General features: G+C 58.8%; 26 protein-coding genes. 7 read left to right on the plus strand and 19 right to left on the minus strand.

Features of this window, described 5'->3' with window-relative positions; genetic code table 11:
* The 11 genes from AC2FJB_RS02220 to AC2FJB_RS02270 all read right to left on the minus strand — a co-directional run bounded on the left by AC2FJB_RS02220 (position 1) and on the right by AC2FJB_RS02270 (position 9,556).
* Positions 1-174: a hypothetical protein gene (locus tag AC2FJB_RS02220; protein WP_010442775.1), complete on the minus strand. Its 174-nt coding sequence runs from the start codon at positions 172-174 to the stop codon at positions 1-3.
* Positions 174-779 carry an NADH-quinone oxidoreductase subunit C gene (locus tag AC2FJB_RS02225; RefSeq protein WP_496719206.1) on the minus strand — a complete coding sequence of 202 codons (606 nt, stop codon included), beginning with the start codon at positions 777-779 and terminating at the stop codon, positions 174-176. Before AC2FJB_RS02225 ends, AC2FJB_RS02220 begins: the two co-directional genes overlap by 1 nt.
* Positions 780-790: 11 nt before the next feature.
* Positions 791-1,324, minus strand: coding sequence for a NuoB/complex I 20 kDa subunit family protein (locus tag AC2FJB_RS02230; protein ID WP_010442777.1), 534 nt, complete (start codon positions 1,322-1,324; stop codon positions 791-793).
* Entirely contained in the window at positions 1,315-1,680 is a 366-nt protein-coding gene (locus AC2FJB_RS02235; RefSeq protein WP_050602775.1) for an NADH-quinone oxidoreductase subunit A, read from the minus strand. Before AC2FJB_RS02235 ends, AC2FJB_RS02230 begins: the two co-directional genes overlap by 10 nt.
* Positions 1,681-1,874: 194 nt before the next feature.
* On the minus strand, positions 1,875-2,657 hold the full coding sequence (locus tag AC2FJB_RS02240; protein ID WP_496719207.1) for a crotonase/enoyl-CoA hydratase family protein: 783 nt from the start codon (positions 2,655-2,657) through the stop codon (positions 1,875-1,877).
* Between the two features lies 1 nt (position 2,658).
* Positions 2,659-3,510, minus strand: coding sequence for a hydroxymethylglutaryl-CoA lyase (locus AC2FJB_RS02245; protein WP_496719208.1), 852 nt, complete (start codon positions 3,508-3,510; stop codon positions 2,659-2,661).
* Between the two features lie 78 nt (positions 3,511-3,588).
* On the minus strand, positions 3,589-5,523 hold the full coding sequence (locus AC2FJB_RS02250) for an acetyl/propionyl/methylcrotonyl-CoA carboxylase subunit alpha (RefSeq protein WP_496719209.1): 1,935 nt from the start codon (positions 5,521-5,523) through the stop codon (positions 3,589-3,591).
* A 5-nt stretch (positions 5,524-5,528) separates the two neighbouring features.
* The gene (locus AC2FJB_RS02255; protein WP_496719210.1) at positions 5,529-5,954 is read right to left on the minus strand and encodes an ASCH domain-containing protein; all 426 of its coding nucleotides are present in this window, start codon (positions 5,952-5,954) and stop codon (positions 5,529-5,531) included.
* Position 5,955: 1 nt separating this feature from the next.
* On the minus strand, positions 5,956-7,560 hold the full coding sequence (locus tag AC2FJB_RS02260) for a carboxyl transferase domain-containing protein (protein ID WP_496719211.1): 1,605 nt from the start codon (positions 7,558-7,560) through the stop codon (positions 5,956-5,958).
* Positions 7,557-8,033: a hypothetical protein gene (locus tag AC2FJB_RS02265; RefSeq protein ID WP_496719212.1), complete on the minus strand. Its 477-nt coding sequence runs from the start codon at positions 8,031-8,033 to the stop codon at positions 7,557-7,559. The genes AC2FJB_RS02260 and AC2FJB_RS02265 overlap by 4 nt, the downstream gene beginning before the upstream one ends.
* Positions 8,030-9,556, minus strand: coding sequence for an AMP-binding protein (locus AC2FJB_RS02270; RefSeq protein ID WP_496719213.1), 1,527 nt, complete (start codon positions 9,554-9,556; stop codon positions 8,030-8,032). Before AC2FJB_RS02270 ends, AC2FJB_RS02265 begins: the two co-directional genes overlap by 4 nt.
* 136 nt (positions 9,557-9,692) lie before the next feature.
* On the opposite strand from AC2FJB_RS02270, the gene AC2FJB_RS02275 reads away from it, so the two are divergent.
* Entirely contained in the window at positions 9,693-10,295 is a 603-nt protein-coding gene (locus AC2FJB_RS02275) for an OmpW/AlkL family protein (protein WP_496719214.1), read from the plus strand.
* A gap of 53 nt (positions 10,296-10,348) precedes the next feature.
* Here AC2FJB_RS02275 and AC2FJB_RS02280 read toward each other — a convergent pair whose 3' ends face one another.
* The 3 genes from AC2FJB_RS02280 to AC2FJB_RS02290 form a co-directional block, all read right to left on the minus strand.
* The gene (locus AC2FJB_RS02280) at positions 10,349-11,512 is read right to left on the minus strand and encodes an isovaleryl-CoA dehydrogenase (RefSeq protein ID WP_496719215.1); all 1,164 of its coding nucleotides are present in this window, start codon (positions 11,510-11,512) and stop codon (positions 10,349-10,351) included.
* Positions 11,513-11,675: 163 nt separating this feature from the next.
* Positions 11,676-12,866, minus strand: coding sequence for a DegT/DnrJ/EryC1/StrS family aminotransferase (locus AC2FJB_RS02285; protein ID WP_496719216.1), 1,191 nt, complete (start codon positions 12,864-12,866; stop codon positions 11,676-11,678).
* A gap of 39 nt (positions 12,867-12,905) precedes the next feature.
* Positions 12,906-13,577, minus strand: a complete 672-nt coding sequence (locus AC2FJB_RS02290) for an HAD-IA family hydrolase (protein ID WP_496719217.1) — start codon at positions 13,575-13,577, stop codon at positions 12,906-12,908.
* Positions 13,578-13,711: 134 nt separating this feature from the next.
* On the opposite strand from AC2FJB_RS02290, the gene glmU reads away from it, so the two are divergent.
* Genes glmU through AC2FJB_RS02310 form a run of 4 tightly spaced genes read left to right on the plus strand, consistent with a single transcriptional unit; the run spans position 13,712 to position 18,129 of the window.
* A complete protein-coding gene (gene glmU, locus AC2FJB_RS02295; protein WP_496719218.1) occupies positions 13,712-15,064 on the plus strand; it encodes a bifunctional UDP-N-acetylglucosamine diphosphorylase/glucosamine-1-phosphate N-acetyltransferase GlmU in 1,353 nt (450 codons plus the stop codon).
* Between the two features lie 3 nt (positions 15,065-15,067).
* Positions 15,068-16,891, plus strand: a complete 1,824-nt coding sequence (glmS, locus tag AC2FJB_RS02300; protein ID WP_496719219.1) for a glutamine--fructose-6-phosphate transaminase (isomerizing) — start codon at positions 15,068-15,070, stop codon at positions 16,889-16,891.
* 3 nt (positions 16,892-16,894) lie between these two features.
* Entirely contained in the window at positions 16,895-17,437 is a 543-nt protein-coding gene (locus tag AC2FJB_RS02305; RefSeq protein ID WP_496719220.1) for a pyridoxamine 5'-phosphate oxidase family protein, read from the plus strand.
* A gap of 5 nt (positions 17,438-17,442) precedes the next feature.
* On the plus strand, positions 17,443-18,129 hold the full coding sequence (locus AC2FJB_RS02310) for a DNA alkylation repair protein (protein WP_496719221.1): 687 nt from the start codon (positions 17,443-17,445) through the stop codon (positions 18,127-18,129).
* Here AC2FJB_RS02310 and AC2FJB_RS02315 read toward each other — a convergent pair.
* Entirely contained in the window at positions 18,117-18,548 is a 432-nt protein-coding gene (locus tag AC2FJB_RS02315; RefSeq protein ID WP_117868383.1) for a hypothetical protein, read from the minus strand. The two genes, AC2FJB_RS02310 and AC2FJB_RS02315, sit on opposite strands and share 13 nt — an antisense overlap.
* A 91-nt stretch (positions 18,549-18,639) precedes the next feature.
* Here AC2FJB_RS02315 and moaA point away from each other — a divergent pair, with 91 nt between their 5' ends.
* Both moaA and AC2FJB_RS02325 read left to right on the plus strand, forming a co-directional pair.
* Positions 18,640-19,647, plus strand: a complete 1,008-nt coding sequence (moaA, locus tag AC2FJB_RS02320) for a GTP 3',8-cyclase MoaA (protein WP_496719256.1) — start codon at positions 18,640-18,642, stop codon at positions 19,645-19,647.
* Position 19,648: 1 nt separating this feature from the next.
* A complete protein-coding gene (locus AC2FJB_RS02325) occupies positions 19,649-20,947 on the plus strand; it encodes a 3-deoxy-D-manno-octulosonic acid transferase (protein WP_496719222.1) in 1,299 nt (432 codons plus the stop codon).
* A gap of 71 nt (positions 20,948-21,018) precedes the next feature.
* On the opposite strand, the gene AC2FJB_RS02330 is transcribed toward AC2FJB_RS02325, so the two are convergent.
* Genes AC2FJB_RS02330 through argE form a run of 4 tightly spaced genes read right to left on the minus strand, consistent with a single transcriptional unit; the run spans position 21,019 to position 25,760 of the window.
* Positions 21,019-22,182 carry a M20 aminoacylase family protein gene (locus AC2FJB_RS02330; protein ID WP_496719223.1) on the minus strand — a complete coding sequence of 388 codons (1,164 nt, stop codon included), beginning with the start codon at positions 22,180-22,182 and terminating at the stop codon, positions 21,019-21,021.
* Between the two features lie 22 nt (positions 22,183-22,204).
* On the minus strand, positions 22,205-23,368 hold the full coding sequence (locus tag AC2FJB_RS02335; protein ID WP_496719224.1) for a M20 aminoacylase family protein: 1,164 nt from the start codon (positions 23,366-23,368) through the stop codon (positions 22,205-22,207).
* A 15-nt stretch (positions 23,369-23,383) separates the two neighbouring features.
* Complete coding sequence (locus tag AC2FJB_RS02340) at positions 23,384-24,550, minus strand: M20 aminoacylase family protein (RefSeq protein ID WP_299894645.1); 1,167 nt, start codon at positions 24,548-24,550, stop codon at positions 23,384-23,386.
* Between the two features lie 40 nt (positions 24,551-24,590).
* Positions 24,591-25,760 carry an acetylornithine deacetylase gene (argE, locus tag AC2FJB_RS02345; protein ID WP_496719225.1) on the minus strand — a complete coding sequence of 390 codons (1,170 nt, stop codon included), beginning with the start codon at positions 25,758-25,760 and terminating at the stop codon, positions 24,591-24,593.
* Positions 25,761-25,762: the final 2 nt, after the last annotated feature.

Consider the following 25,762-nt stretch of genomic DNA (forward strand, 5'->3'; position numbering starts at 1 on the left):
TCAGCGGCGCTCCAACTCTTGCAGTTTCAGCCCGACCCACCACAGCAAGGCTATCGTGCCAAAGGGAACCAGACACAGCAGGCACCAGTATTTGTTGATCCCGAAGAACGGCAAAATCTTCACCATCGGAATGATGGTCAGCGCAGACAGGATCAGCCACCAGATGCCACCCATTATTCGGTCTCCTGTTTCTCATCCCCCGGCAGAATGTAGTTCGCACCCTCCCACGGGGACATGAAATCAAACTGTCGGTATTCCTGCACCAGGCTGACCGGCTCGTAGACCACACGCTTTTGCGCCTCATCATAGCGCACTTCGGTATAACCGGTGGTCGGGAAATCCTTGCGCAGTGGGTAACCACGGAACCCATAGTCGGTCAGGATGCGCCGCAGGTCCGGATGGCCCGAGAACAAGATGCCGAACATGTCGAACACCTCACGCTCGAACCAATTGGCCGAGGGGTGCACGTCAACGATCGACGGCACCATGTCGTCTTCACGGATCGAGACCCGCAGCCGGATGCGCTGGTTCTGGTACATCGACAGGAAGTGATACACCACGTCGAACCGCTTGGCGCGCTCGGGGTAATCCACGCCGGTGATATCCACCAGCGTAGAGAATTTGCAGTTCTGGTCGGATTTCAGGAATTCGACGAATTCCACGAGATTCGACGGTGCCACGTCCACGTTCAGTTCGCCGTGGGTTACGCCCCATGACAGAACACAATCAGACCGTTTCAGCTCCAACTGTGTGCCGAGTTCCTTGAGTGCTTCGCTCATCAGCTCTCTCCTCAGCGGACAATTGTGCCGGTACGGCGGATTTTACGCTGCAGCTGCATCAGGCCATACAACAAGGCCTCAGCCGTCGGAGGGCAGCCGGGCACGTAGATGTCCACAGGAACAACCCGGTCACATCCACGCACGACGGAATAAGAATAGTGGTAATACCCACCGCCATTCGCGCAGGAGCCCATTGAGATCACATAGCGTGGCTCAGGCATCTGGTCATAGACCTTGCGCAAAGCCGGGGCCATCTTGTTGGTCAGTGTTCCTGCCACGATCATCACATCCGACTGGCGCGGGGACGCCCGAGGCGCGATACCAAACCGTTCTGCATCATAACGTGGCATAGAGGTATGCATCATCTCAACCGCGCAGCAGGCCAGACCAAAGGTCATCCAATGCAGCGAGCCAGTGCGCGCCCAGTTGATGATGTCTTCGGTCGAGGTCAGCAGAAAACCTTTGTCCTGCAACTCGGCGTTCAGGGCCTGGGTGGCGACTTCCTTGTCGACACCGGCAGTGTTGGCACCTGTCATCACTCCCATTCCAGCGCCCCCTTCTTCCATTCATAGGCAAAGCCGATGGTCAGAACGCCCAGGAACACCATCATGGACCAGAACCCGACATCGCTGATGTCCTTGAAGCCCACGGCCCAGGGAAACAGGAAAGCAATTTCCAGATCGAAGATGATGAACAGAATCGAGACCAGATAGAATCGGACGTCGAATTTCATCCGCGCGTCGTCGAAGGCATTGAAACCACATTCATATGCGCTGACCTTTTCGGGGTCGGGATTGCGGACGGCCAGTACGACGGCGGCCAGGATCAAGACGATCCCAAGGCCCACGGCAACGGCCAGAAACACCAGAATCGGGAGGTACTCCCGCAGCAGGTCTTCCACGAATAGCTCCTTTCCTGCGCACGCATCTTGTCGGGTGCGCCGTCAATTGGCATGTTGACTGGACATTCTCTATCCCTGCGGGGTCAGAGGGTCAACCGAACACAGCCCCCTTCGCAATCAAACCTGCGCTTGACAGCGCGGCATAGAATCGCAGTACCAGCGTTTGGCTTTAGCTTGGCGGAACCTGGTAGAACCTACTTATTCCATGCAGGTTTTCGTTTTTCAAAAAACGCCGCGATCCCTTCGCGTGCCTCTTGTGTTTCCCACCGTTCGACCAGCTCGCCTATGGTCTGATCGATCACGGCATCGTCGATGCGCGGACCCAGAGAGCGTACCAGCGCCTTGGCAGAGGCAACCGCCCCGGGCGCGCAAGACAAATAGGGGCGTATTTCGTCTTCAACCGCGTCCGAAAGCCGATCTGCCGAAACGGTTTTCGCCAGCAGGCCCAGATCAACGGCCTCGGAAGCATCGAACAAACGGGCTGACATGAACACCCGGCGCGCGCGGGCTTCGCCCATGCGGGCGATGACATAGGGGCCAATTGTTGCGGGGATCAGCCCCAGGCGCGTTTCGGTCAACCCCATCTTCAGACTGTCGACCCCAATCGCGACATCGCACACGGCTGCCATTCCCACACCGCCACCGAAGGCATTGCCCTGCAACGCCCCGATCAAAGGCTTTGGCATTGTGTTCAGAGCCTGCAACATCTCGGCCAGCTTGCGCGCCTCGACAAAACGCGTCTTTTTGTCGGCCGCCATCTGGTCCTGCATCCATCCCAGATCACCGCCGGCGCAGAACGTCTTTCCCGCCGCTGCCAAAACGACCACTCGGACAGCGTCATCCTGACCCAGTTGTGATGCAGCCTCGGTCAATTCAGTGATCATTTGCCCCGACATGGCGTTGTGTTTTTCCGGCCGGTTCAGAGTGAGTGTGGCGACACCACGCACATCTGTCGTGATCGTGATCGTTTCAAACATGTCAGCGTCTCAAAGCCCTGGCCATCTGCGCCGCCTCTTCAATCACGTCGATATCCAGACCGGTTTCGTATCCCAGGCGATGCAAGTGCGCCACAACAGCCTCGGTGGCTACGTTTCCTGCGGCACCCGGGGCGTAGGGGCAACCGCCCAACCCGCCCACGGCTGCGTCAAACACCCGCACACCAAGCGCCAATGCAGCGTCGATATTATCGATCGCACGCCCATTGGTGTCATGAAAATGCCCCGCCAATCGCGTCACCGGAACCCTCTCGCGAACCGCCAGAAGCATGTGCGCGACCTTATCCGGCGTCCCCTGTCCAATCGTGTCGCCCAGTGAAACCTCATAACAGCCCAGCGCAAAAAGCCGATCAGCGACCTCGGCCACTTTTTCGGGCGGAGTCGGACCGTCGTATGGGCAATCCGTCGCGCATGAGACATAACCGCGAACAGGCAGGTCGACATGGCGCGCCGCCTCCAGAATCGGCGTAAACCGCTCAATCGACTCGGCGATAGAGGCATTGATATTGGCCTTTGAGAATCCTTCGGAGGCCGAGGCAAACACGGCGATCTCGTCCGCCTTGGCCGCCAGCGCATCGCCATATCCATGCATGTTCGGCGTCAGCGCGGCATAGCGCACCCCATCCACTCGGGTGATTCCGCCCAGAACCTGAGCCGATCCCGCCATCTGCGGCACCCATTTCGGAGAGACAAAGCTTGCGACCTCGATCCTGCGGAAACCCGCACGGCTGAGGCAGTCGACCAAGGCGATCTTGTCTGACACCGGTATCTCGCGCTTTTCGTTCTGCAGCCCGTCGCGCGGCCCGACCTCGTAGATTTCGACCAGGTCACCCATGTCGCCCCTCCTTCTGGATTGTTGTCGCTTCAAACAAAGATCGTCTGACCTTTGCACGCAGCGTTGCGCGGGTACAGGTCAAGCTTCTTCCTCCAACCTCACCAAGGCAGCCCCGGCTTCGACCTGCGAACCGTCCTTGACCAGCACCTCGGCAACAACCCCGTCCCGCGCCGCAAGCAGAGAATGCTCCATCTTCATCGCTTCCAAAATGGCCAGACGATCACCTTCCTGTACGGTTTGTCCCGCTGTGGCAAAGACGGCTTTGACCAGACCGGGCATAGGAGCCTCGATCACATTGGTGTCGCCTGTGGTGCTGGCATCCCGGTCCAGCGAATCGATGATGTCGAAGCTCTGACCGTAGTTGGTGAAAACCGTCAGTGTCCCATTGCTTGCAGCAACGCGAGGCATTTGCCTACCGTTCAACGCCCATCGCCCGGCGGCACGTTCCGCAACAACGCGATCCTCGCCAATCTGCCAAATCTGGCGATCCGGCCCGTCGACCTGCACGTCCAACTTCAGCACTTCATCGTTACTGGACAGTTGCACAGCGCGATGCAGCGGCGCCCAGAGAGAAAACCCGGTTTCCGGGTCGACATCCACAAGATCCAGTGCAGTCATCGCAGCTGCGACTGCCGTTGCAACCGATGGCTCAGGTTCCTGTACCAACGCTTCGATATCTCGACCGATAAGCCCCGTATCGACATCGCCCGAGGCAAATCCTTCGTGACGCGTCAACGCGCCCAGAAAAGCCAGATTTGTGACAGTACCTGCAACTTCAGTCTGTTGCAGCACCCGATTCAACGTCTCAAGCGCGACGGCGCGTGTCGATCCATGCACCACTACTTTGGCGATCATCGGGTCATACCACGGGCTGATCGTGTCCCCCGCGCGAACGCCGCTATCGGCGCGACAATTGGCAGGGAAAACCAGATGAGTCAGCGTTCCCGTCGCTGGCAGGAACCCTTTCGGAACGTCCTCGGCATAAAGCCGGGCCTCAAATGCATGGCCGGAGATCGCCAGATCATCCTGTTTTTTGGGAAGGTTTTCGCCTGAGGCTACGCGCAACTGCCATTCGACCAGATCAATGCCTGTGATGGCCTCTGTTACCGGGTGTTCCACCTGCAGGCGCGTGTTCATCTCCATGAACCAGAACCTGTCTGGGCGCAGCCCGTCAGAGGCATCAACGATGAACTCGACCGTGCCTGCGCCTTTATAGCCGATCGCCTCGGCGGCGCGAACGCCCGCCTGCCCCATAGCCTCACGCATTTCGAATGTCATACCCGGGGCCGGGGCTTCTTCGATCACCTTCTGGTGGCGGCGTTGCAACGAGCAGTCGCGTTCAAACAGATGCACTGCATGCGTACCATCGCCAAAGACCTGAACCTCGATATGACGGGGCTTGGCCACGAATTTCTCGACCAGCACGGCATCATTTCCGAAGGCGGTCCGGGCCTCACCCCGCGCGCTGTCCAGCGCGGCCGCGAAGTCCTCCGGTTTCTCGACCAGCCGCATCCCCTTGCCGCCGCCGCCTGCGACGGCCTTGATCAGAACCGGATAGCCTATCGTGTCCGCCGCACCTGCCAGATGTTCGGGGTCTTGATTGTCCCCGTGATAACCTGGCACGACTGGCACGCCGGCCTGCTCCATCAACACCTTGGCCGCGTCCTTGAGGCCCATCTTGCGGATCGCATCCGCCGAGGGGCCGATAAAGGTCAGACCCGCAGCCTGAACCGCATCCACGAAACCGGGGTTTTCTGAAAGAAACCCATAGCCCGGATGGATCGCCTGTGCGCCGGTATCCAGCGCCGCCTGTATGATCACATCGCCCTTCAAATAGCTATCTGCCGGGGCGGGACCGCCAATATGAACCGCCTCGTCCGCCATCTGAACATGTTTAGCCGTCGCGTCCGCATCGGAATAGACAGCAACGCAGGACACGCCCAACTTCTGAGCCGTCTCCATCACCCGGCAGGCGATCTCACCCCGGTTGGCAATCAGGATTTTACTGAACATGTCTTTCACCCTTCCACTGCCAGATCTTCGACGAGACGGAACCGTTCGCACACGAGTTTCATCTCGGGATCAAAGCCGCCGTTTCGTTGGAAATAACGGCGATGATCTTCCCGCCATCCTTCAAGCGTTTCATTCTCACCTTCAGCCAAAGCGAATTCCTCGGTCACATCACAATAACGCTGGATCGAGACATCGACGGTTTCAATGACCAAAGCCGGTGTGTCATCCCAGTTCAGCGCAATATCGCGTCGACCGGGCTTCGGCATTTCAGGACTGCCGTCTGGACAGTTGCAGAGCGCATCGCAGGTCGCTGTTTTACGGCCAGAACGGACCAAAGCCAGAAGCTCTGCACTCAGCAAGAGGTTGTCGCCGAATTTGAAGGTTTGCGCACCGGGATAGCGGGCCATGATGTCTTTCAAACTCTCGCTCATCCTACATCCTGAACACGCCGAAACGTGTCTCCTCGATCGGGGCATTCAGAGCGGCGCTCAGCGACAGCGCCAGCACATCGCGGCTTTTACGCGGGTCGATGATGCCGTCATCCCACAGACGGGCCGAGGCATAAAGCGGGTGCGACTGTTCCTCGAACATATCCAGCGTCGGGCGCTTGAATTCGGCTTCTTCTTCAGCAGACCATGTACCGCCCTGCCGCTCGATCCCGTCGCGTTTGACGGTGGCCAGCACCCCTGCTGCCTGCTCTCCGCCCATCACCGAGATACGCGAATTCGGCCATGTCCACAGGAAGCGCGGCTGATACGCCCTGCCCGCCATGCCATAGTTCCCGGCCCCGAACGAGCCGCCGACCAGCATGGTGATCTTGGGCACCGAGGTTGTCGCCACCGCCGTCACCATCTTGGCCCCGTGCCGGGCGATACCTTCGTTTTCGTATTTGCGACCAACCATGAAACCGGTGATATTCTGCAGGAAGACCAACGGAATATTTCGCTGCGAGCACAGCTCGACGAAATGCGCGCCCTTCTGCGCGGCCTCAGAGAACAGCACGCCGTTATTGGCGATGATGCCAACCGGACAGCCTTTGACATGGGCGAACCCGGTCACCAGCGTCTCGCCAAACCGGGGTTTGAACTCATCGAACCGAGAGCCATCGACCAGACGCGCGATCACCTCGCGGATGTCATAAGGGGTCCGCAGGTCGGCGGGAACAACACCCAGAATCTCGTCGGGATCAAAGGCCGGGCCCTCGGGGCTGGCCCAATCCACCGTCTGCGGTTTGCGCAGGTTCAGCGACCCGACCGCGCGCCGTGCCAAGGCCAGCGCATGCGCGTCATCCTCAGCCAGATAGTCGGCCACGCCAGACAAGCGTGTGTGTACGTCGCCGCCACCCAGATCTTCGGAACTGACGACCTCTCCCGTCGCCGCTTTTACCAAAGGCGGCCCGGCCAGAAAGATCGTGCCCTGTTCCTTGACGATGATCGTCACATCCGACATCGCAGGCACATAAGCCCCGCCCGCCGTGCAAGACCCCATCACCACGGCGATCTGAGGGATCCCCTTCGCGCTCATCCGCGCTTGGTTATAGAAGATGCGGCCAAAGTGATCCCGGTCCGGGAAGACCTCATCCTGATTGGGCAGGTTCGCACCACCGCTGTCCACCAGATAGATGCAAGGCAGATGGTTTTCCTCGGCGATCTCCTGCGCGCGGAGGTGTTTCTTGACGGTCATCGGATAATAGGTTCCGCCCTTTACGGTGGCATCGTTGCACACCACCATGACCTCGCGCCCCTGCACCCGGCCAATTCCCGCGATCACCCCGGCACAGGGCGCGGCATCGCCATACATCCCATGCGCCGCCGTCGCGCCGATTTCGAGGAACGGAGAGCCCGGGTCCAACAGGTTCGCCACCCGGCGTCTGGGAAGCATCTTGCCCCGAGAGACGTGCCGCGCGCGAGATTTCTCACCACCGCCCATGCGAGCCGCTTCAGCAGCTTCGGAGATTTGCGCCAGCGCGTCGAGATGGGCGGTGCGGTTTGCTTTGAAGCCCTCGGAGGTGGGCATGGCTTTGGATGTGAGTTTCATTTTGCTTTTAAACCTCCTGGCGCATCTGACAATCGTTCAAGGTCTCTGGCTGCGCTCCATCGCACTACGATATTAAAAGTCTCACACATAAACTCTGTCATCTGAGAGCAGTCCGGATCAAATTCATCGTTTCTGAATTCCTCCAAACGACGCGGGTAAGACCATTTCTTAAAGCCGCTCAAACCTGCCACTTGATCAGGCAAGCCCTCTGCGATTTCTTTGGTTTTTGCCAGAAGATGAGCGTTCAATTTCTCAATACAAACGCGCCTTTCCACGGGCGGATGTCCAAGTTCACAGTAGTCATATGCCGAAGACATACATCGAGTATCCATTTCGTTAGCTATGAGGGTGCCGGACAGCGCTGTGCAACCGTCAAACCAAGTAGGGACATCCAGCGTTTCTATCGTTTCCTCAGCAGCTAGCGGAGCGGTAGCACCAAAGGTCAATACACACAGTGTCAGCAGTCGCTTCATTCATGTACTTCCTCAGCCGCCCGCGCCTTCAACTCATTGCGGATCACCTTCCCCGTCACCGTCATCGGCAGTTCCTCCAGAAACGCCACCTCGCGTGGATAGGAATACTGCGCCAGACGGTCCTTGACCCACTTCTGCAACTCGGCACCCGTGGCCTCAGCACCCGGTTTCAACACCACATAAGCCTTCACGATCTCGGTCCGCAGCGGGTCAGGCTTGCCGACTACGCCGACCGTTGCGACCGCCGGGTGGGTCAGCAGGCAATCCTCAATCTCTGCGGGGCCAATGCGATAACCGGCTGAGGTGATCACGTCGTCATCGCGACCGACAAAGCGCAGATAGTCCCCCTCCCAAACACCACGATCCCCGGTGATCAACCAATCACCCCGGAACTTCTCAGCCGTCGCCTCGGGTCGGTTCCAGTATTCCAACAGCATCGAGGCCGAGCCGCGCCGGATGGCGACATCGCCTTCCTCGCTGGTCGGGTTGCCGTCATCGTCGATCACCGCGACCTCATGCCCGGGCACCGGCTTGCCGATGCAGCCGGGTTGAACGGGGAAATCCTTGGCGCAGGAGGATACGACCATATTGCATTCGGTCTGGCCGTAGAACTCGTTGATCGTCAGTCCAAACGCACCTTGGCCCCAGGCTAGCATCTCGGCCCCCAGCGGCTCACCCCCGGACGCGACCGAGCGCAAACCGGGGATCGCCTGATCCGCGGCCTTGAGCATCCGCAGCGCAGTCGGGGGAAAGAAAGCATTCCGCACCCCGCCCCGCGCAATGATTTCGGCGCAGGCTTCGGGGGTGAACTTCTCAAGCCGTGCGGCGACAACCGGGATACCCAGCGCAAGGCCAGGCATCAGCACATCGAACAGCCCGCCGATCCACGCCCAATCCGCCGGGGTCCAAAGGCAGTCTCCTTCGCGCAGGTGATTGTGGCTGATCGAGACGCCCGGCAGATGCCCGGTCAGAACCCGGTGCCCATGCAGCGCGCCCTTCGGGCTGCCCGTGGTGCCTGAGGTATAGATCAATACAGCCGGATCTTCAGGCCCGGTCGCTGCAAACGGTACAGCCGGACCCGCCTCACCAATTTCGGATGCAATCAGAGGTTCGGCCAGATCGCCCAGCAGATCCGCCCCTTCGGCATCGGTCAGCACGATCTGAACGCCTGCATCGCCAGCCCGCGACCGCAGCGCATCCTGCTTGAACAACTTGAACAAGGGCACCGAAGTCCCGCCGATCTTCCAGATTGCCAGATGCGCCGCTGTGCACCAGGGAGACTGGCTCAGCAGCACTCCGATCCGATCACCGGGCCGGACGCGGGTCAGCAGGGCGCGGGCAATCCCATCAGTCATTTGCGCCAGTTGCCCATAGGTTGTCAGCCGCCGCCCTGATCCGGTCAGATCGATAAGCGCCACCTGATCGGCCGGATGGTTCAGACATTGCTGCGCCATGTTCAGCCGGTCCGGTATGTCCCAGCCTCCTTCTGAGCGCAAACCCGGTATGCGTTCAGCGTGCAGCAAAGCGAATTCCCCTTGTTTTCCTGATGCTTCGCGACGTGATCTTGGGCGGACGCATCACGCAAACTTGATGCAGATCAGAGTGGCCGGACACCGCCTTTGCGAAACCAAGAGCATCAACATAACCAAAGGCAAGAATATGACAAAGAAACTCGCCGCTTTGACACTGTCTACTGCACTGGTCGCCCTGGCGGCTCCAGCTTTGGCCCAGTCGCAAGGGGACTGGACGCTGGGTATCGGTGTTGGCTATCTGGACCCGAAATCCGACAACGGCACGCTGGCTGGTGCGGCAGCAACGGTCGACGCGGACACCCGCCCGATTTTCACTGCTGAGTACTTTATTCGCGACAACCTGGGTATCGAGCTTTTGGCTGCGACCCCGTTCAAACACACCGTTGCCCTTGGCGGTACGGACGCGGCCACGGTCAAGCAGTTGCCGCCCACATTGTCGCTGAACTATCACTTCGCGACCAACAGCGCCTGGAAACCCTATGTCGGTGCCGGCCTCAACTATACGATCTTCTTCGACGAGCAATCGCCCCTGGGTAACATCAAGGTCGATGACTCCTTCGGCGTCTCGTTGCAGGCCGGTCTGGATTACATGGTCACCGACAACGGGGCGATCCGCCTGAACGTGCGCTGGTTCGACATTGACTCGGACGTCTCGCTCAACGGCGCCCCCATCGGCACCGCGGAAATCGATCCCTGGCTGGTCGGTGTTTCCTACGTCCATCGGTTCTGATCCCGTTTCCAAAACGCCCTGCGGTTTCCTCATCCGCAGGGCGTTTTTTGCTCTCAGAGCATTTCATTCATCATTTCGCGGCCGATCAGCATCCGGCGAATCTCGCTGGTGCCCGCGCCGATTTCCATGAGCTTGGCATCCCGGAAAATCCGGCTGACCGGCGAATCCGACAGGAAACCCGCCCCGCCCAGCGCCTGAACCGCCTGATGGGCCTGAACCATCGCCTGTTCCGACGCGTAAAGGCAGCACGCCGCCGCATCCTGCCGGGTCACATCGCCCCGATCACAGGCTTTGGCCACCTCGTAGACATAGGCCCGCGCCGAATTCATCGCGGTGTACATGTCGGCAATCTTGCCCTGCATCAACTGAAAGCTGCCGATGGGTCTGCCGAACTGCTTGCGCTCAGCCACATAGGGCATCACTTCGTCCAGGCAAGCGGCCATGATGCCGGTCCCGATGCCGGCCAGCACGACCCGTTCATAATCCAGCCCCGACATAAGCACGGCCACACCCTTGCCCTCTTCGCCCAACACGTTCTCGAACGGGACCTCTACGTCTTCAAAGATAAGCTCAGCCGTGTTCGATCCGCGCATACCCAGCTTGTCGAAATGGGGCGAGGTCGAAAAACCCTTCATCTCTTTTTCGATCAGAAATGCCGTGATGCCCTTCGATCCGGCATCGGGATTCGTCTTGGCATAAACCACCAGAGTATCCGCGTCCGGTCCATTGGTGATCCAGTATTTATTGCCATTCAAGCGGTAATGGTCGTTACGCTTTTCAGCGCGCAGCTTCATCGACACCACATCCGACCCGGCCGAGGGCTCTGACATTGCCAGCGCCCCTACATGCTCACCGGAAATCAGGCGTGGCAGGTATTTCTGCTTCTGCTCGTCGGTGCCGTTCAGCTTGATCTGGTTCACGCACAAGTTGGAATGAGCCCCGTATGACAAGGAAACCGAGGCCGATGCACGCGCAACCTCTTCCACGGCGATCGTATGCGCCAGATAAGACATGCCTGCACCGCCATACTCTTCAGGCACGGTGACACCCAACAGACCAAGCTCTCCCATCTCTTTCCACAGCTCGTTCGGAAAGGCATTCGTGGCATCGATCTCAGCCGCCATCGGCTTGACACGCTCCTGCGCCCAGCGATGCACCATCTCGCGCAGGGCATTCACATCCTCACCCAGATCGAACTTCATCGTGGCCATGAACATCTGCGTCTTCCCTCCGCTTTAATGAACAAGTGTTCAATAAATCTCTAGCAGCGAATCTGTTCCCGGTCAATCTTTGTGACAGCTCGTCTGAAATGGAAAACGCCGCCCGAAACAGGCGGCGTTTCAAAAGATCGAGCGTGCGCCGCAGGCGCACTCCGCTTGGTCAAGACTGATAAACCGCACTCACTTCAGCCCGGATGATCCGGGCGATCAATCGACAATCCTCCAGGGAAAACGTCAAAGGCACGCGCATATCCATCGCGCCGGCCAGAACGCGGTCACTTTCAGGCATCCGCTGGCTTTCAAAATATCGCCAACTGTCATAGCGCGACGTGAAACCTGTCGGCTCAGCACCTCCGAACCACTTCAGCTCAACCCCACGAGCCGCGCAACGGCTGATGACTTCAGCTATCCGTTCAGGCGACCAATCCAGCAACAGAAACTGGATCGAAGACCCAACATAGGTTTCCGCCTCGGGCCGCTCGACAATCGTCAGGCCCGGAGTGCCGCGCAACCCGGTTTCGATCTCGCGATAGCGCTCGTTCCACCGGCCCACCTGCCGGTCCAGATCCCGCAATTGCGGGCGCAGGATCGCCGCGCGCAAATTGTCCATCCGGCCCGAGACATTGGGTGTGGTGTACTTGATCCGCTCGAACACTTCTGGCCCCGGGGCGGCCAAGTGGCGTTCATACAGCATGTATGACCCCGACAACATCGTGGCCTTGGCCGCCAGTTCCTCGTCATCGGTGACCAGCAAGCCCCCCTCGCCCGAATTGACATGCTTGTAGGTCTGACAGGAATAACACCCGATTGCACCCTGCCGCCCCGACAACTGACCGCGCCAGGCTGCACCCATCGTGTGTGCGCAATCCTCGATCACGATCACGCCGGCTGCGTCACACATCTGCATTAGCCGGTCCATATCACACAGATGTCCGCGCATATGGCTGAGCATCAGAACACGAGCCTGATCCAGCTTGACCTCAAGATCATCCAGATCAATTGTCAGGCCGTCCGTCACACCGACAAAGATTGCCCGCCCTCCGACTGAGGCAATCGACCCCGGCACCGGCGCCAGTGTAAACGCATTGGTCAGAACCGAATCTCCGGGTTGCACGCCAACCGCGCGCAAGGCTGTGGCCAGAGCGTAACCGCCAGACGAAACCGCCAGGCAGTATTTGGCCCCCATCTGGGCGGCAAATTCCTGCTCCAGCAAGGCCGTTTCCCCCAACTCTCCGGGGGCGACATTGTAACGATGCAGACGCCCATGGCGCAGAACGGCCAGAGCCGCGTCGATTGCATCTTCCGGAAGGGGTTCTTGCTGCGTAAAGCTGCCAGAGAATACGTCGGTCATGGTCTTGTTCTGAGGCTCCGAAAGGGTCCGGTCAAGGTTTCAGGCTGCCGCACCGATCAGATCGGGCACGAGGCCGGGCAAATCATCAAAATGATGCAGCAGTGCTTCGGGTTCCAAAGCCGCCATGTCATCCCCCGATGGGCCGAAAGTAACCAGCACCGAAGGAACGCCTGCCGCTTTGGCGGTATTGCGGTCAGTATCCGAATCTCCGACCAGCACGCACCAGTCCGGATCGCCCCCGGCACGGCGCGCAGCTTCCCGCAGCGGGGCCGGGTCCGGTTTGCGGACCGGCAGCGTATCGGCCCCGACCAAAGAAGCAAAACGGTCCCGCACCCCCATGCGTGTCAGCAACAATTCGGCCAGATGTTCCGGTTTGTTTGTGCAAATGCCAACACCGTAACCTGCGTTGCTCAGCAACTCGACCGCCTGTAGTGCGCCGGGATAGAAACTGGTGTGGGTGTCGATGTCCCGAGCATAAGCTTCAAGCAGAACCGGATAGTAGGCCTGGACTGTATCCTCGTCATAGGCCCCGACACGTTTTAACCCGTGGGTCAACATCATGCGTCCACCTCGCAGCGCTATACCTGAATCTGTGCCATGGACCAGTACATCCCCGTGCCCCATCTCGCGGAAACAATGGTTCGCAGCAGCCAGCAAATCGCCGGATGTATCCGCCAAAGTACCATCCAGATCGAAGATGACGGTGCGCATTTAGCCCCCTTGCTCGGCAGGTTTTCGCCGTGTCCTGTTTCAATCGGCAATCTTGTTTGATTGCCGAACGGCTTGCGCCTTTGACCTCAGCGGATAAAACGGACCGCAACAAAACACAAAGAGAAAACGATTTCATGAGCAATGCCCTTGTCATCCTTGCCGCCGGAAAAGGCACCAGGATGAATTCGGATCTTCCCAAAGTCCTGCATCCCATCGCTCAGGTTCCGATGCTGATCCATGCGATGCGCGCCGGATCCGTCCTGTCGCCCGAACGTACTGTGATCATTACCGGCCACGGGTCCGAAGCTGTGGCCAAGGCTGCAATGGCCGAGGATGAAGATGTGCGAATCGCCGTTCAGGAAGACCAGTTGGGAACGGCCCATGCGGTCGCCCAGGCCCGGAACGCATTGAGCGGATTCGATGGCGATGTGGTTGTTCTTTACGGCGACACCCCGTTCTTGCAGCCCGACACGCTGGAAAGGATGATCGATGCACGGTCCGGGAATGACTTGGTCATTCTTGGCTTTGAGGCGGTCGACCCTGCCCGTTATGGCCGGTTGGTCATGAATGGCGATGTGCTGGAACGCATTGTCGAGTTTAAAGATGCTTCAGATGAAGAACGATCCATAACTTTCTGCAATTCAGGGCTTTTGGCCTGCAATGCGCAGCTGCTGTTTTCGTTGATCGATGAGGTCGGAAACGACAACGCTTCGGGCGAGTACTATCTGACTGACGTGGTTGAAATTGCGCGCAGCCGTGGACTGAACGTGACCGCTGTCGCTTGCGATGAGGCACAGACACTGGGCGTGAACTCTCGCGCTGATCTGGCCGCCGCAGATGCCGTGTTTCAGGCGCGCGCCCGAGCTGAGCTTCTTGACCTGGGCGTCACATTGATGGCCCCAGAGACGGTGTACCTAGCTGCGGATACGGTGGTCGGGCGCGATACGGTGATCGAACCGAATGTGGTGTTCGGACCGGGCGTCACTGTTGAAAGCGGCGCGACGATCCGGGCCTTTTCGCATCTTGAGGGCTGCCATGTCAGCCGGGGCGCGGTCGTCGGCCCCTACGCTCGCCTGCGCCCCGGCGCCGAACTCGCTGAAAACACTCGGGTCGGCAATTTTGTCGAGATCAAGAATGCCGAAATCGCCGAAGGCGCAAAGGTCAATCACCTCAGCTATATCGGTGACGCGTCCGTTGGCGCTGCGACCAACATCGGCGCGGGGACGATCACCTGTAACTATGACGGCGTGATGAAGCATAAAACCACGATTGGTGAGAACGTCTTTATCGGCTCGAACACCATGCTGGTTGCCCCGGTTACTGTAGGAGATGGGGCGATGACCGCAACGGGCACTGTCGTGACCAAGGATGTGGACCCCGAGGCATTGGCCGTGGCCCGCGCCAAGCAGGAAAACAAGCCCGGATATGCGCGTAAATTGTTTGATATGTTCAAGGCGAAAAAGGCTCGCCACGATAAAAAGGCCTGAGAAATGTGTGGAATAGTAGGTGTTTTGGGGCAGCACGAGGCCGCCCCCATTCTAGTAGAAGCCCTGAAACGGCTGGAATATCGCGGCTATGACAGCGCCGGGATTGCAACCGTCAACGACGGCGCATTGGGCCGGCGGCGCGCGGTTGGCAAGCTGGTCAACCTCAGCGACCTTCTGGTGCATGATCCTCTTCCCGGAAAATCCGGCATTGGCCACACCCGCTGGGCCACCCATGGTGCCCCGTCAGTCAACAATGCACATCCGCACAAGGCGGGCCCGGTGGCCGTCGTTCATAACGGCATCGTCGAAAACTATCGCGACCTGAGGGCCGAACTAGCCGAACATGGTATTGATTTCCAAACCGAAACCGACACGGAAACGGTTGCTCTTATGACTGAACACCACCTGAACTTGGGCCTGTCCCCGGTTGAGGCCGCATTCAAGACAATCGACCAGTTGGAAGGCGCATTTGCACTGGCCTTTCTGTTCGACGGTGAGGACGACCTGATCGTGGCGGCCCGCAAGGGATCACCACTGGCCATCGGCCATGGGGATGGTGAGATGTATGTGGGGTCTGATGCCATTGCTCTGGCCCCGCTGACCAATCAGATCACATATCTGGAAGAAGGCGACCGCGCGGTTCTGACCAGGACGTCACTTGAAATCCGCAACGAGGCCGGTGAGCTGGCAAACCGGGAAAAGCGCAAGATCAAGCTGGATCATGCGCGCGCGGACAAAGGCGAACACAAGCACTTCATGGCCAAGGAAATCGCTGAACAGCCCATCGTTGTGGCGGAAGCAATCCGGTCCTACCTGCCCACGGGCGGCGACCGCGTGGTGCTGCCGGACACGGATCTGGATTTCAGCAAGCTGGATCGCCTGACCATGGTGGCCTGTGGCACCGCGTTTTACGCCTGCCTGACCGCGAAGTACTGGTTCGAACAACTGGCCAAAATGCCCGTAGAGGTCGATATTGCCAGCGAGTTCCGCTATCGCGAACCTCCGATCACGGACCGGACGCTGGCCCTGTTCGTCAGCCAGTCGGGCGAAACCGCCGATACCCTGGCGGCTCTGCGCTATTGCGAGGGCAAGGCCGACAAGATCGTTTCGGTCGTCAACGTCCCCGAAAGCTCGATCGCACGGGAAAGCGATATCGCCTTGCCGATCCATGCCGGTGTCGAGATCGGCGTCGCCTCGACCAAGGCCTTCACCTGCCAGTTGAGCGTGCTGCTGATGCTGGCGCTCAAGGCCGCCGCAGACCGGGGCACGCTGACGGATGAGGAAATCGCCGATCATGCCGCTGCGCTGCGAGGGTTGCCGACTGTACTGAACGCGGCACTCGATCAGAACCGGGCAATCCGCAAGGCCGCCCAACGCCTGTCCGAGGCGCGCGACGTCCTGTTTCTGGGCCGTGGCCTGATGTATCCGCTGGCAATGGAAGGCGCGCTGAAGCTCAAGGAAATCAGCTATATCCACGCCGAAGGATACGCGTCGGGAGAGTTGAAACACGGCCCTATCGCCCTGATCGATAAGCATATGCCCGTGGTTGTCATGGCTCCACGTGATACGGTTTTCGACAAGACCGTCTCGAACATGCAGGAAGTGATGGCACGGAAAGGTAAAGTGATCCTTGTCTCAGATGATGATGGCATTGACGAGGCCGGCGACGGTGTCTGGAGCACCATCCGCATGCCACATGTTCACACCAGCCTTGCACCGATCCTCTACTCGGTTCCCGCGCAATTGCTGGCCTATCACACGGCTGTTGCCAAGGGCACGGATGTGGATCAGCCGCGCAATCTGGCAAAGTCGGTAACGGTGGAGTGATTTATGGCCAAGCAGTTCCCGCAGCTTGATGATTCTCATCAAAAGTTCATTGAAGAGCAGCATATGTTCTTCGTCGGCACCGCCGGGGCCGAAGGTCGGGTCAATATTTCCCCAAAAGGAATGGACTCGCTGCGTGTACTGGGACCAAACCGCATTGTCTGGATGAACCTGACTGGCAGTGGCAACGAAACTGCGGGGCATCTTTTGCAGGTCAACCGGATGACGCTGATGTGGTGTTCTTTCACAACGCGTCCGATGATTCTGCGCACCTATGGAACAGCGCGTTGCCTGCATGTTGGCAACGAAGGTTGGGACGACCTTGCCGGTCTCTTCCCAAGTCACCGCAGTGCACGGCAAATCTATGACCAGTCGATCGAGATGGTACAAACCTCCTGCGGCTATGCCGTGCCTTTCATGGAATTCCAATCCGATCGCGACACGATGCAGAAATGGGTGGATGGAAAATCAGATGAGGAAATCCGTTCCTATTGGATGGAAAGGAACGGCCAGACGATTGATGGGAAACCAACAGGCGTTCCATTGTGATCCCCATGCTGACCGGATATCTCGATCAGATCAAAGCGCATGGTGACCCCGAACGGGCGAGCCAGATGGCCAGTTATCATAAGGCGGATCGCATCTATCTGGGCGTCGCAAACCCGGTTCTCAACGACCTGACCAAGGCGTGGCGGCAAGAACTGGATGTGCCGGCGCGGATCGCATTGGCGGACGCGTTATGGCAAACAAACATCCACGAAGGGCGTCTTGCTGCATCCAAGCTTTTGACACAGGCACGCATCCGACCTGACGCGACGGTTTGGGACTTGCTTCAAAGCTGGCTGCCGGATTTCGATGCATGGGCCGTCGCGGATCACGCGTGCATGGCGATGCAAAAGCGGCTTTCAGCAGATCCTGACCGACTGGATCAGGTTGAACATTGGACCCGGTCCGATCACATGTGGACCCGACGCGCGGCCCTGGTTGCAACCCTGCCCTGGACCAAACAGAACCACCCCAAGCCCGACGACCTGCACCGCCGTGATCGCATCCTTGGCTGGGCTGCCGGATATGTTCCGGACCGCAACTGGTTCATTCAGAAATCCATCGCCTGGTGGCTGCGAGAGTTATCCAAACACGACCCAAAGCGTGTCATCACCTTTCTGAGCCAACACGGCGATACCATGAAACCCTTTGCCCGCCGTGAAGCAGGTAAATACCTGAAAAATCAATCTGCGTAGACTTCGACCTCAACGAGTTCGTCGAAAGGCACCAACAACGCCCTCATAGCGTCCAGAGACAAGCGGCTGCCGCTACTGTCCGGGCCTGAGACCGGGACCAAAGTGATGTAGGCCTGCGCCCCTGTTCGTGGCACCACTACGCGCGCCGTAACTTCGGTGTCCACCAGCGGTGTCTGCATCCAGCGCCCCGGAGTGGTCGGATCCCCAAGCCCGGCTATGGTGGTTTTCGCCCCGACCCAGTTTGGCCGCGCGGAAACCGGTTCGGGTTGCAGCACCTCTTCAGCAACTGCGGTACCAACTTCAGCGTCGGGTGCCGTCTGGGCAGGCGCGTCGCCACCGCCTAAAACTCGGTCAGTCGTTGACCGCACGGCGTCGCATCCAGCCATGACCACAAATAGTAAAACAAGTGTTTTCTTCATGGCTGACACCTACAGCCCTGCGCCCATCTGTTCCAGCGCAAAGCACAGTTCGCCCTTGTCGCGGGCATGTTACGGCTTTACCTATTACATCATGACAGCTCCGCTCATCGACCCGTTTGCCCGCGCCATTACGTATCTCCGCGTCTCCGTCACGGACCGCTGCGACTTCCGCTGCGTGTATTGCATGTCCGAAAACATGACCTTTCTGCCCAAGAAAGACCTGCTGACACTGGAAGAACTGGACCGGATGTGCTCGACCTTCGTCAGGATGGGTGTCGAAAAGCTGCGCATCACGGGTGGTGAGCCGTTGGTGCGTCGGAATATCATCACGTTCTTCAACTCGATGACACGCCACCTGGACAGCGGTGCATTAAAAGAACTAACGCTGACAACAAATGGATCGCAACTGCACCGCTTCGCCGAAGACCTGTATGCCGCTGGCGTGCGGCGGGTGAATGTCTCTCTGGATACATTGGACGATGACAAGTTTGCCAAGGTCACGCGCTGGGGTCGCCTGAAACAGGTATTGGACGGAATTGACGCCGCGCAAAAGGCTGGCCTGCGGATCAAGATCAACGCGGTCGCGCTGAAAGGGTTCAATGAACCCGAACTTCCGAAAATCACGGACTGGTGTGCCGAGCGGGACATGGATCTGACCTGGATCGAAGTCATGCCTATGGGCGACATCGGCAACGAAGACCGCCTGGATCAGTACTGGTCGCTCAAAGACGTGCGGAAAGAATACGAAAACCACTATTCGGTCACCGATCTGGCCGAACGCACCGGTGGCCCGGCCCGTTACGTGCGGCTCGAGGAAACCGGCCAGAAAATCGGCTTTATCACGCCGCTGTCGCACAATTTCTGTGAAAGCTGCAACAGGGTCCGCCTGACCTGCACGGGCGAACTTTACATGTGCCTGGGTCAGGAAGATATGTCTGACCTGCGCGGAGCCCTGCGCGATCATCCTGATACCGAACAGCCACTTGAAGACGCGATCCGATCTGCCATCAATCTCAAGCCCAAGGGGCATGACTTCGACTATTCGCGCCAAGCCGTCGATGGCAGGATGAGCCGTCACATGAGTCACACAGGCGGCTGATATGCCGGATCACAACGGCCGCCCCACGGCGTTGTATCATGTGTATTGCACCCTCACGTCTCTTGCAGCACCTCTGATATGGCGAATTGTTCGGAATAAGTTGCGGGCAGCAAACGTACCTGTTGAGCGGCAACAAGAACGACTTGGACATGCCAGCCTGCCTAGGCCAAATGGGCGTTTGATCTGGTTCCACGCCGCCAGCGTTGGCGAAAGCCTTTCGGTCCTCAGCCTGATCAGACGGCTGGCAGCCCGCCTGCCCGAAACCGAATTTCTGATCACCTCCGGCACCCCGACCTCAGCGGCTCTTATCGAAAAACGCCTGCCGCCCCGCACACGGCATCAATACCCGCCGCTTGACACGGCAGGTCCGGTCCGGCGCTTTCTGAGCCATTGGCAACCAGAGGGCGGGGTTTTTGTCGAAAGTGAAATCTGGCCACGGTTGATTGTTGAAAGTGCCAAACGCGGTATTCCGCTCGCCCTTCTAAATGCACGACTATCGGACAAGTCCGTCGCTGGTTGGAAAAAACGCCCCGGAACAGCGCGGTTCGTCTTGAACAAATTCAACCTGTTCCTGACGCAGAACGACAAAACCGCAGCCAACCTGACGTCGATGGGTGCCCCTGCCGATCGCGTCCGGCCCGGCACCAATCTCAAAGCCATGTCCGATCCCCTTCCCGTGGACCACAACACGCTGGATGACATACGTTCTAAAGTCTCTGGCAGACCGGTGTGGATCGCCAGCTCGACCCACGCAGGCGAAGAGGAAAGCGTTCTGGCCGCGCATAAATCACTTCTGGAACGCTGGCCCGATCTGCTGCTGCTGCTGATCCCGCGCCACCCAGAGCGCCGCGGCGTTATCGCCAAACTACTGGAAGCCTCTGATCTCAACGCCGCGTTCCGATCCGAAAATTCCCCGATCAAAGCCGAGACCCAGGTATATGTCGCGGATACACTGGGTGAGACCGGCACATGGTACGCGCTGTGTCCCATCGTGTTCCTGGGTGGCTCCCTGAAAGACATCGGCGGTCACAACCCATTCGAACCGGCACAGGCCGGAGCCGCCGTGATTACCGGCCCCGGATACTTCAATTTTGCAGAAACTTTCGCGCCGTTGATCAAAACCGGTGGCGCCATCGAGGTTCGAACCGAAAAGGATCTCTCCACAGCGGTCGAGCATTGGCTTTCAGACGGTCAGGCCCTGAAAAAGGCCCGCAGCGCCGCCCAAACCTGCGTCAAGACCCAAAGCAACGCGCTGGACTCTGTTGTTGACACGCTATGCTGTTCGCTCGACCTGACGTGACCGGGCGGGATCCCTCTTCATCTGGCCAAAAGTATCCCGGGGGTGTGGGGGCAGAGCCCCCACTCGTCCGATCAGGCCGCCGGCATACGCTGCTCAACGATCTCTGCCCACCAGCTGCACCCGGCGGGAATCGCCTCATCGTTGAAGTTGTACTCCGGGTGGTGAACCATGGCCGTATCGCCGTTACCCATTAAAATATAGGCCCCGGGACGTTCCTCCAGCATGAAGGCAAAGTCCTCGCCTCCCATGACCAAAGGCGCATCGTCACAATCGCCGGATACCGACCGGGCAACAGCTGCGGCGAACTCTGTCTGTTCTTCACTGTTCACCATCACCGGGTACCCGCGGATGTAGGTCACGTTTGCGGTGCCTCCGAACGTGGCCGCGATTCCATTGCAGATCTCATTGATCCGCTTTTCGGCCAGATCCCGCATATCCTTGCTCATGGTGCGCACGGTGCCTTTGATCTGAACAGTCTGCGGGATCACATTGAACGCTTTCGACGAGGTCTCGAACGACGTCACCGACACCACGACCTGATCGATCGGATCGGCATTGCGCGAGGAAATGGTCTGAAGCGCCAAAACCGCCTGCGCAGCCAGTACCGTGGTGTCTACTGTTTCATGCGGCTTGGCAGCATGACCACCTCGCCCTTCAAAAGTGATGTCAAACTGATCGGTTGCGGCAAAGAAGGAACCGGGACGGATTGCGAACTTACCTACAGGTTGACCCGGCCAGTTGTGCATGCCGTAGACTTCCTGAATATTCCAGCGGTCCATCATGCCATCTTCACACATTTCACGACCACCGCCGCCGCCCTCTTCGGCAGGTTGGAAGATCACAATAACCGTCCCATCGAAATTTCGGGTTTCCGACAGGTATTTCGCAGCACCCAAAAGCATCGCCGTGTGGCCATCATGGCCGCAGGCATGCATCGCGCCCGGTGTTTTCGAGGCATAGTCCAATCCCGTCGCCTCATGGATAGGCAGCGCATCCATATCTGCCCGCAGACCGATCACCTTGCCCCTGCTGTCCGACTTGCCCTTGATCACGCCAACAACGCCGGTTCGCCCGATGCCGGTGACGACCTCGTCGCAACCAAACTCCTTCAACTTCTCGGCCACCATTGCGCTGGTACGGTGCGTTTCGAACAGGATTTCCGGGTTTTCGTGCAGATCCCGTCGCCACGCGGTGATCTCATCCTGCAACTCGGCAAAGCGGTTTTTGACTGGCATGTTTTCTCTCTCCTAATTCAGTTCAAGCCGCCGGCATTCGGCGCTCGACCATTTCTGCGAACCATGAGCATCCGATCGGGATGATCTCGTCGTTGAAGTTGTATTCAGGGTGGTGCAACCCGGCGCTGTCACCGTTGCCCAGAACGATAAAGGCTCCGGGCCGTTCCTCCAGCATGAACGAGAAATCCTCACCCCCCATCACCATCGGTGCCTCGATGCAGCTGCCCCCGACCGAGACCGCGGCTTCTGCCGCATATCCCATTTGAGTTTCGGCGTTGATCGTCACCGGCACGCCACGCGTGTAATTGACTTTCACGGAACCACCGAATGTTCCTGCAATCCCTTCGGCGACCTCTTTGAGGCGCTGTTCGATCAGATCACGCATCTCGTTGGAATGGGTCCGCACGGTACCGCGTATCTGCGCCGATTGCGGGATCACGTTGAACGCTGTCGAAGACGTCTCAACGGACGTCACCGACAGCACGGCTTGCAGGATCGGGTCCGCATTGCGCGACACGATCGTCTGCAACGCGACAATCAGTTGCGACAGCATCACGGTTGTATCGACCGTCTCATGGGGTTTTGCCGCGTGGCCTCCGCGCCCTTCAAGATGGATGTCAAACTCGTCCGCCGCCGCCAGCAACGGGCCTGAGCGGATTGCGAATTGCCCGGTCGCCACGCCCGGCACATTGTGCATCGCGTAAACTTCCTGAATGCCAAACCGGTCCATCAGACCGTCCTTGCACATGGCTTCTGCGCCATTCCCGCCCTCTTCGGCGGGCTGAAAGATCACGATTGCGGTGCCATCGAAATTGCGCGTCTCAGACAGGTACTTTGCCGCTCCCAAGACCATGGCAGTATGCCCGTCATGCCCGCAGGCATGCATCGCATTTGGTGTTTTCGAGGCATAGTCCAGCCTGGTCTGTTCCTGCATCGGCAGGGCATCCATATCGGCCCGCAAACCAATCACGCGGCCCTGCGTGTCGCTTTTGCCGCGAATAACCCCGACCACGCCGGTACGCCCGATGCCGGTTACGACCTCGTCACAGCCGAATTCCTTCAGTTTGTCGGCCACCAGTGCACTGGTGCGGTGCGTGTCGTACAGGATTTCCGGATGTTGGTGAATGTCACGCCGCCAACCTGTGATCTCTTCGTGCATCTCTGCGAGGCGGTTTTTGATCGGCATGGCATTCTCCCTGATTTAAGCGACGCGCAATCGTCGTTCCACGATCTCGGCAAACCAACTGCAGCCGGCGGGAATCGCGTCGTCGTCAAAGTTGTATTCCGGGTGATGGCACATGGCCGTGTCCCCGTTCCCGATAAAGATGTAGGCTCCGGGCCGTTCTTCAAGCATGTAGGCGAAATCTTCCGAGGGCATGATCGGATCAGTGTTGTCATTGACCTTGCCCGCGACGGCCTCGGCTGCCTCGGCAGCGTACGCCGTCTCAGCCTCGGAGTTAACCGTTACCGGATACCCCGGCGTCCAGACGACATCTGCCTTTGCGCCGAAGGCCGAAGCCGTATCCTCGGCGATCCTGCGCACGCGCTCTTCGGCAATCGTGCGGTATTCGGGGTCGAGCGTCCGGACGGTTCCCTGCAAACGCACGGTATGCGCAATCACGTTCGACGCGACGCTGTCCGTTTCGAACGTACCCACGGTCAGGACGACGCGTTTGATCGGATCGACGGTGCGCGCCACAACCGATTGCAACGACACGACAATATGCGAGGCCACCAAAGTCGTGTCTACCGCGTCATGCGGTGCGGCGGCGTGTCCGCCCTTGCCGGTGATCGTGATTTCGAACTCATCAGATGAGGCCAACAATGCGCCGGGTCGGATCGCGAACTCGCCCACTGGCAACCCCGGCATATTGTGCATGCCATAGACCTCATCAATGCCCCAGCGTTCCATCAGGCCGTCCCGACACATGGCCAGACCGCCTGCACCGCCTTCTTCTGCGGGTTGAAAAATCAGAACAACAGTGCCATCGAAGTTTCGGGTTTCAGCCAGGTACTGGGCGACCCCAAGCAGCATCGAGGTATGCCCGTCATGCCCGCAGGCGTGCATCTTGCCCGAAACGGTAGAAGCATAGTCCAGCCCAGTCGCCTCTTCGATCGGCAGTGCGTCCATATCTGCGCGCAGTCCGATTACGCGCCCGGTCGTGTCCTGCCGCCCGCGGATAACGGCCACGACACCGGTCTTGCCAATTCCCGGAGTGATCTCATCAACACCAAACTCCTTGAGGCGCTCGACGACAAAAGCAGCGGTTTCGTGCACGTCATACATCAATTCAGGATGCGCATGCAGGTGGCGGCGCCACGCGGCAATATCGCCGTGCATTTCTGCAAGTCTGTTTTTGACAGGCATCTCAAGACCTTCCTCTGAACAATTGATGCTATGTTGAATCTTACGCCGCGCCGAGCTTTTCAACCAGTCGTTGCATAAACTTGTGCCCCGCATCGAACTGCGCGATCGATATGAACTCGTTCGGCTGATGAGCCTGGGCAATATCACCAGGACCGCAAATCACGGCTGAATACCCTGCCTCCTGAAACTGCCCCGCCTCTGTCCCGTAGCTGACAACGTGGCTTGCATTATCCCCGGTCAGCGTGCGCACTAAAGCTTCCGCTTCTCCGTCCCGTTCAGGCACCAGTCCCGGAATTGAAAAATGTTCCTTCAGTTCGATGCGTGTTTCAGGGTGGACAGCCTGCATCCGTGCCTCGGCCGCGCGGACCTGCTGAAAATACGCGTCCTGCCATTGCGCCTTTGACTCATCCGGCACGGTGCGGAAATCCATCATGAACCGACAGTCTTTGGCAGTGATGTTGTGGGCTGTCCCGCCTTCTATCATTCCGACATGACAGGTTGTCCACGGCGGGTCAAATACGACCGCGATTTCGCTCGGCTCAGCGGCCATGCTTTCGGCATTTCTGTGATTTGCCCAGTCGATCAGAGGTGCCGCCGCCATGATCGCATTCACGCCGGTATGCATGATCGAACTGTGCACTTCGAACCCCACGATGTGAGTATCAAAGCCGAACCCGCCCTTGTGCCCCGTCACAGCCTGCATCATTGACGGCTCACCCACGATCACTGCTGATCCCTTGGGCAAGACCTGTTGCATTGCCTCAATCATGGGCGGCGCACCGGTGCATCCGACCTCTTCGTCAAAGCTGAGCGCAAGTTGCAGCGGCCGCTTTATTTCAGCGTAATGCGCCTCGACCAGAACCCAGATCGCCAGAGCGTCAAAACCCTTCATGTCGCAGGTGCCGCGACCGAAATACTTGCCGTCCTTCTCGGTCACCGTGAACGGATCGGAATCCCAAGGCTGCCCTTCGATCGGCACGACATCCGTATGCCCGGACAGAACCAGCGCACCCTCTTCCATCGGACCCACATGCGTAAAAATTGCAGCCTTGTGCGGTTGATCCGGGTCCGGCCACCGATGGGGTGCGATTCCATGACCTTGCAGATATTCCTCAACCCAATCCACCAGCGGCAGATTGGTGTCACGGCTTACGGTCGGAAATGAGATCAGCTTTGTCATGATCTCAAGCGGCGTCAAGCGTTTCGCCATTG

It is taken from the genome of Ruegeria sp. CDSC085, assembly GCF_059610465.1.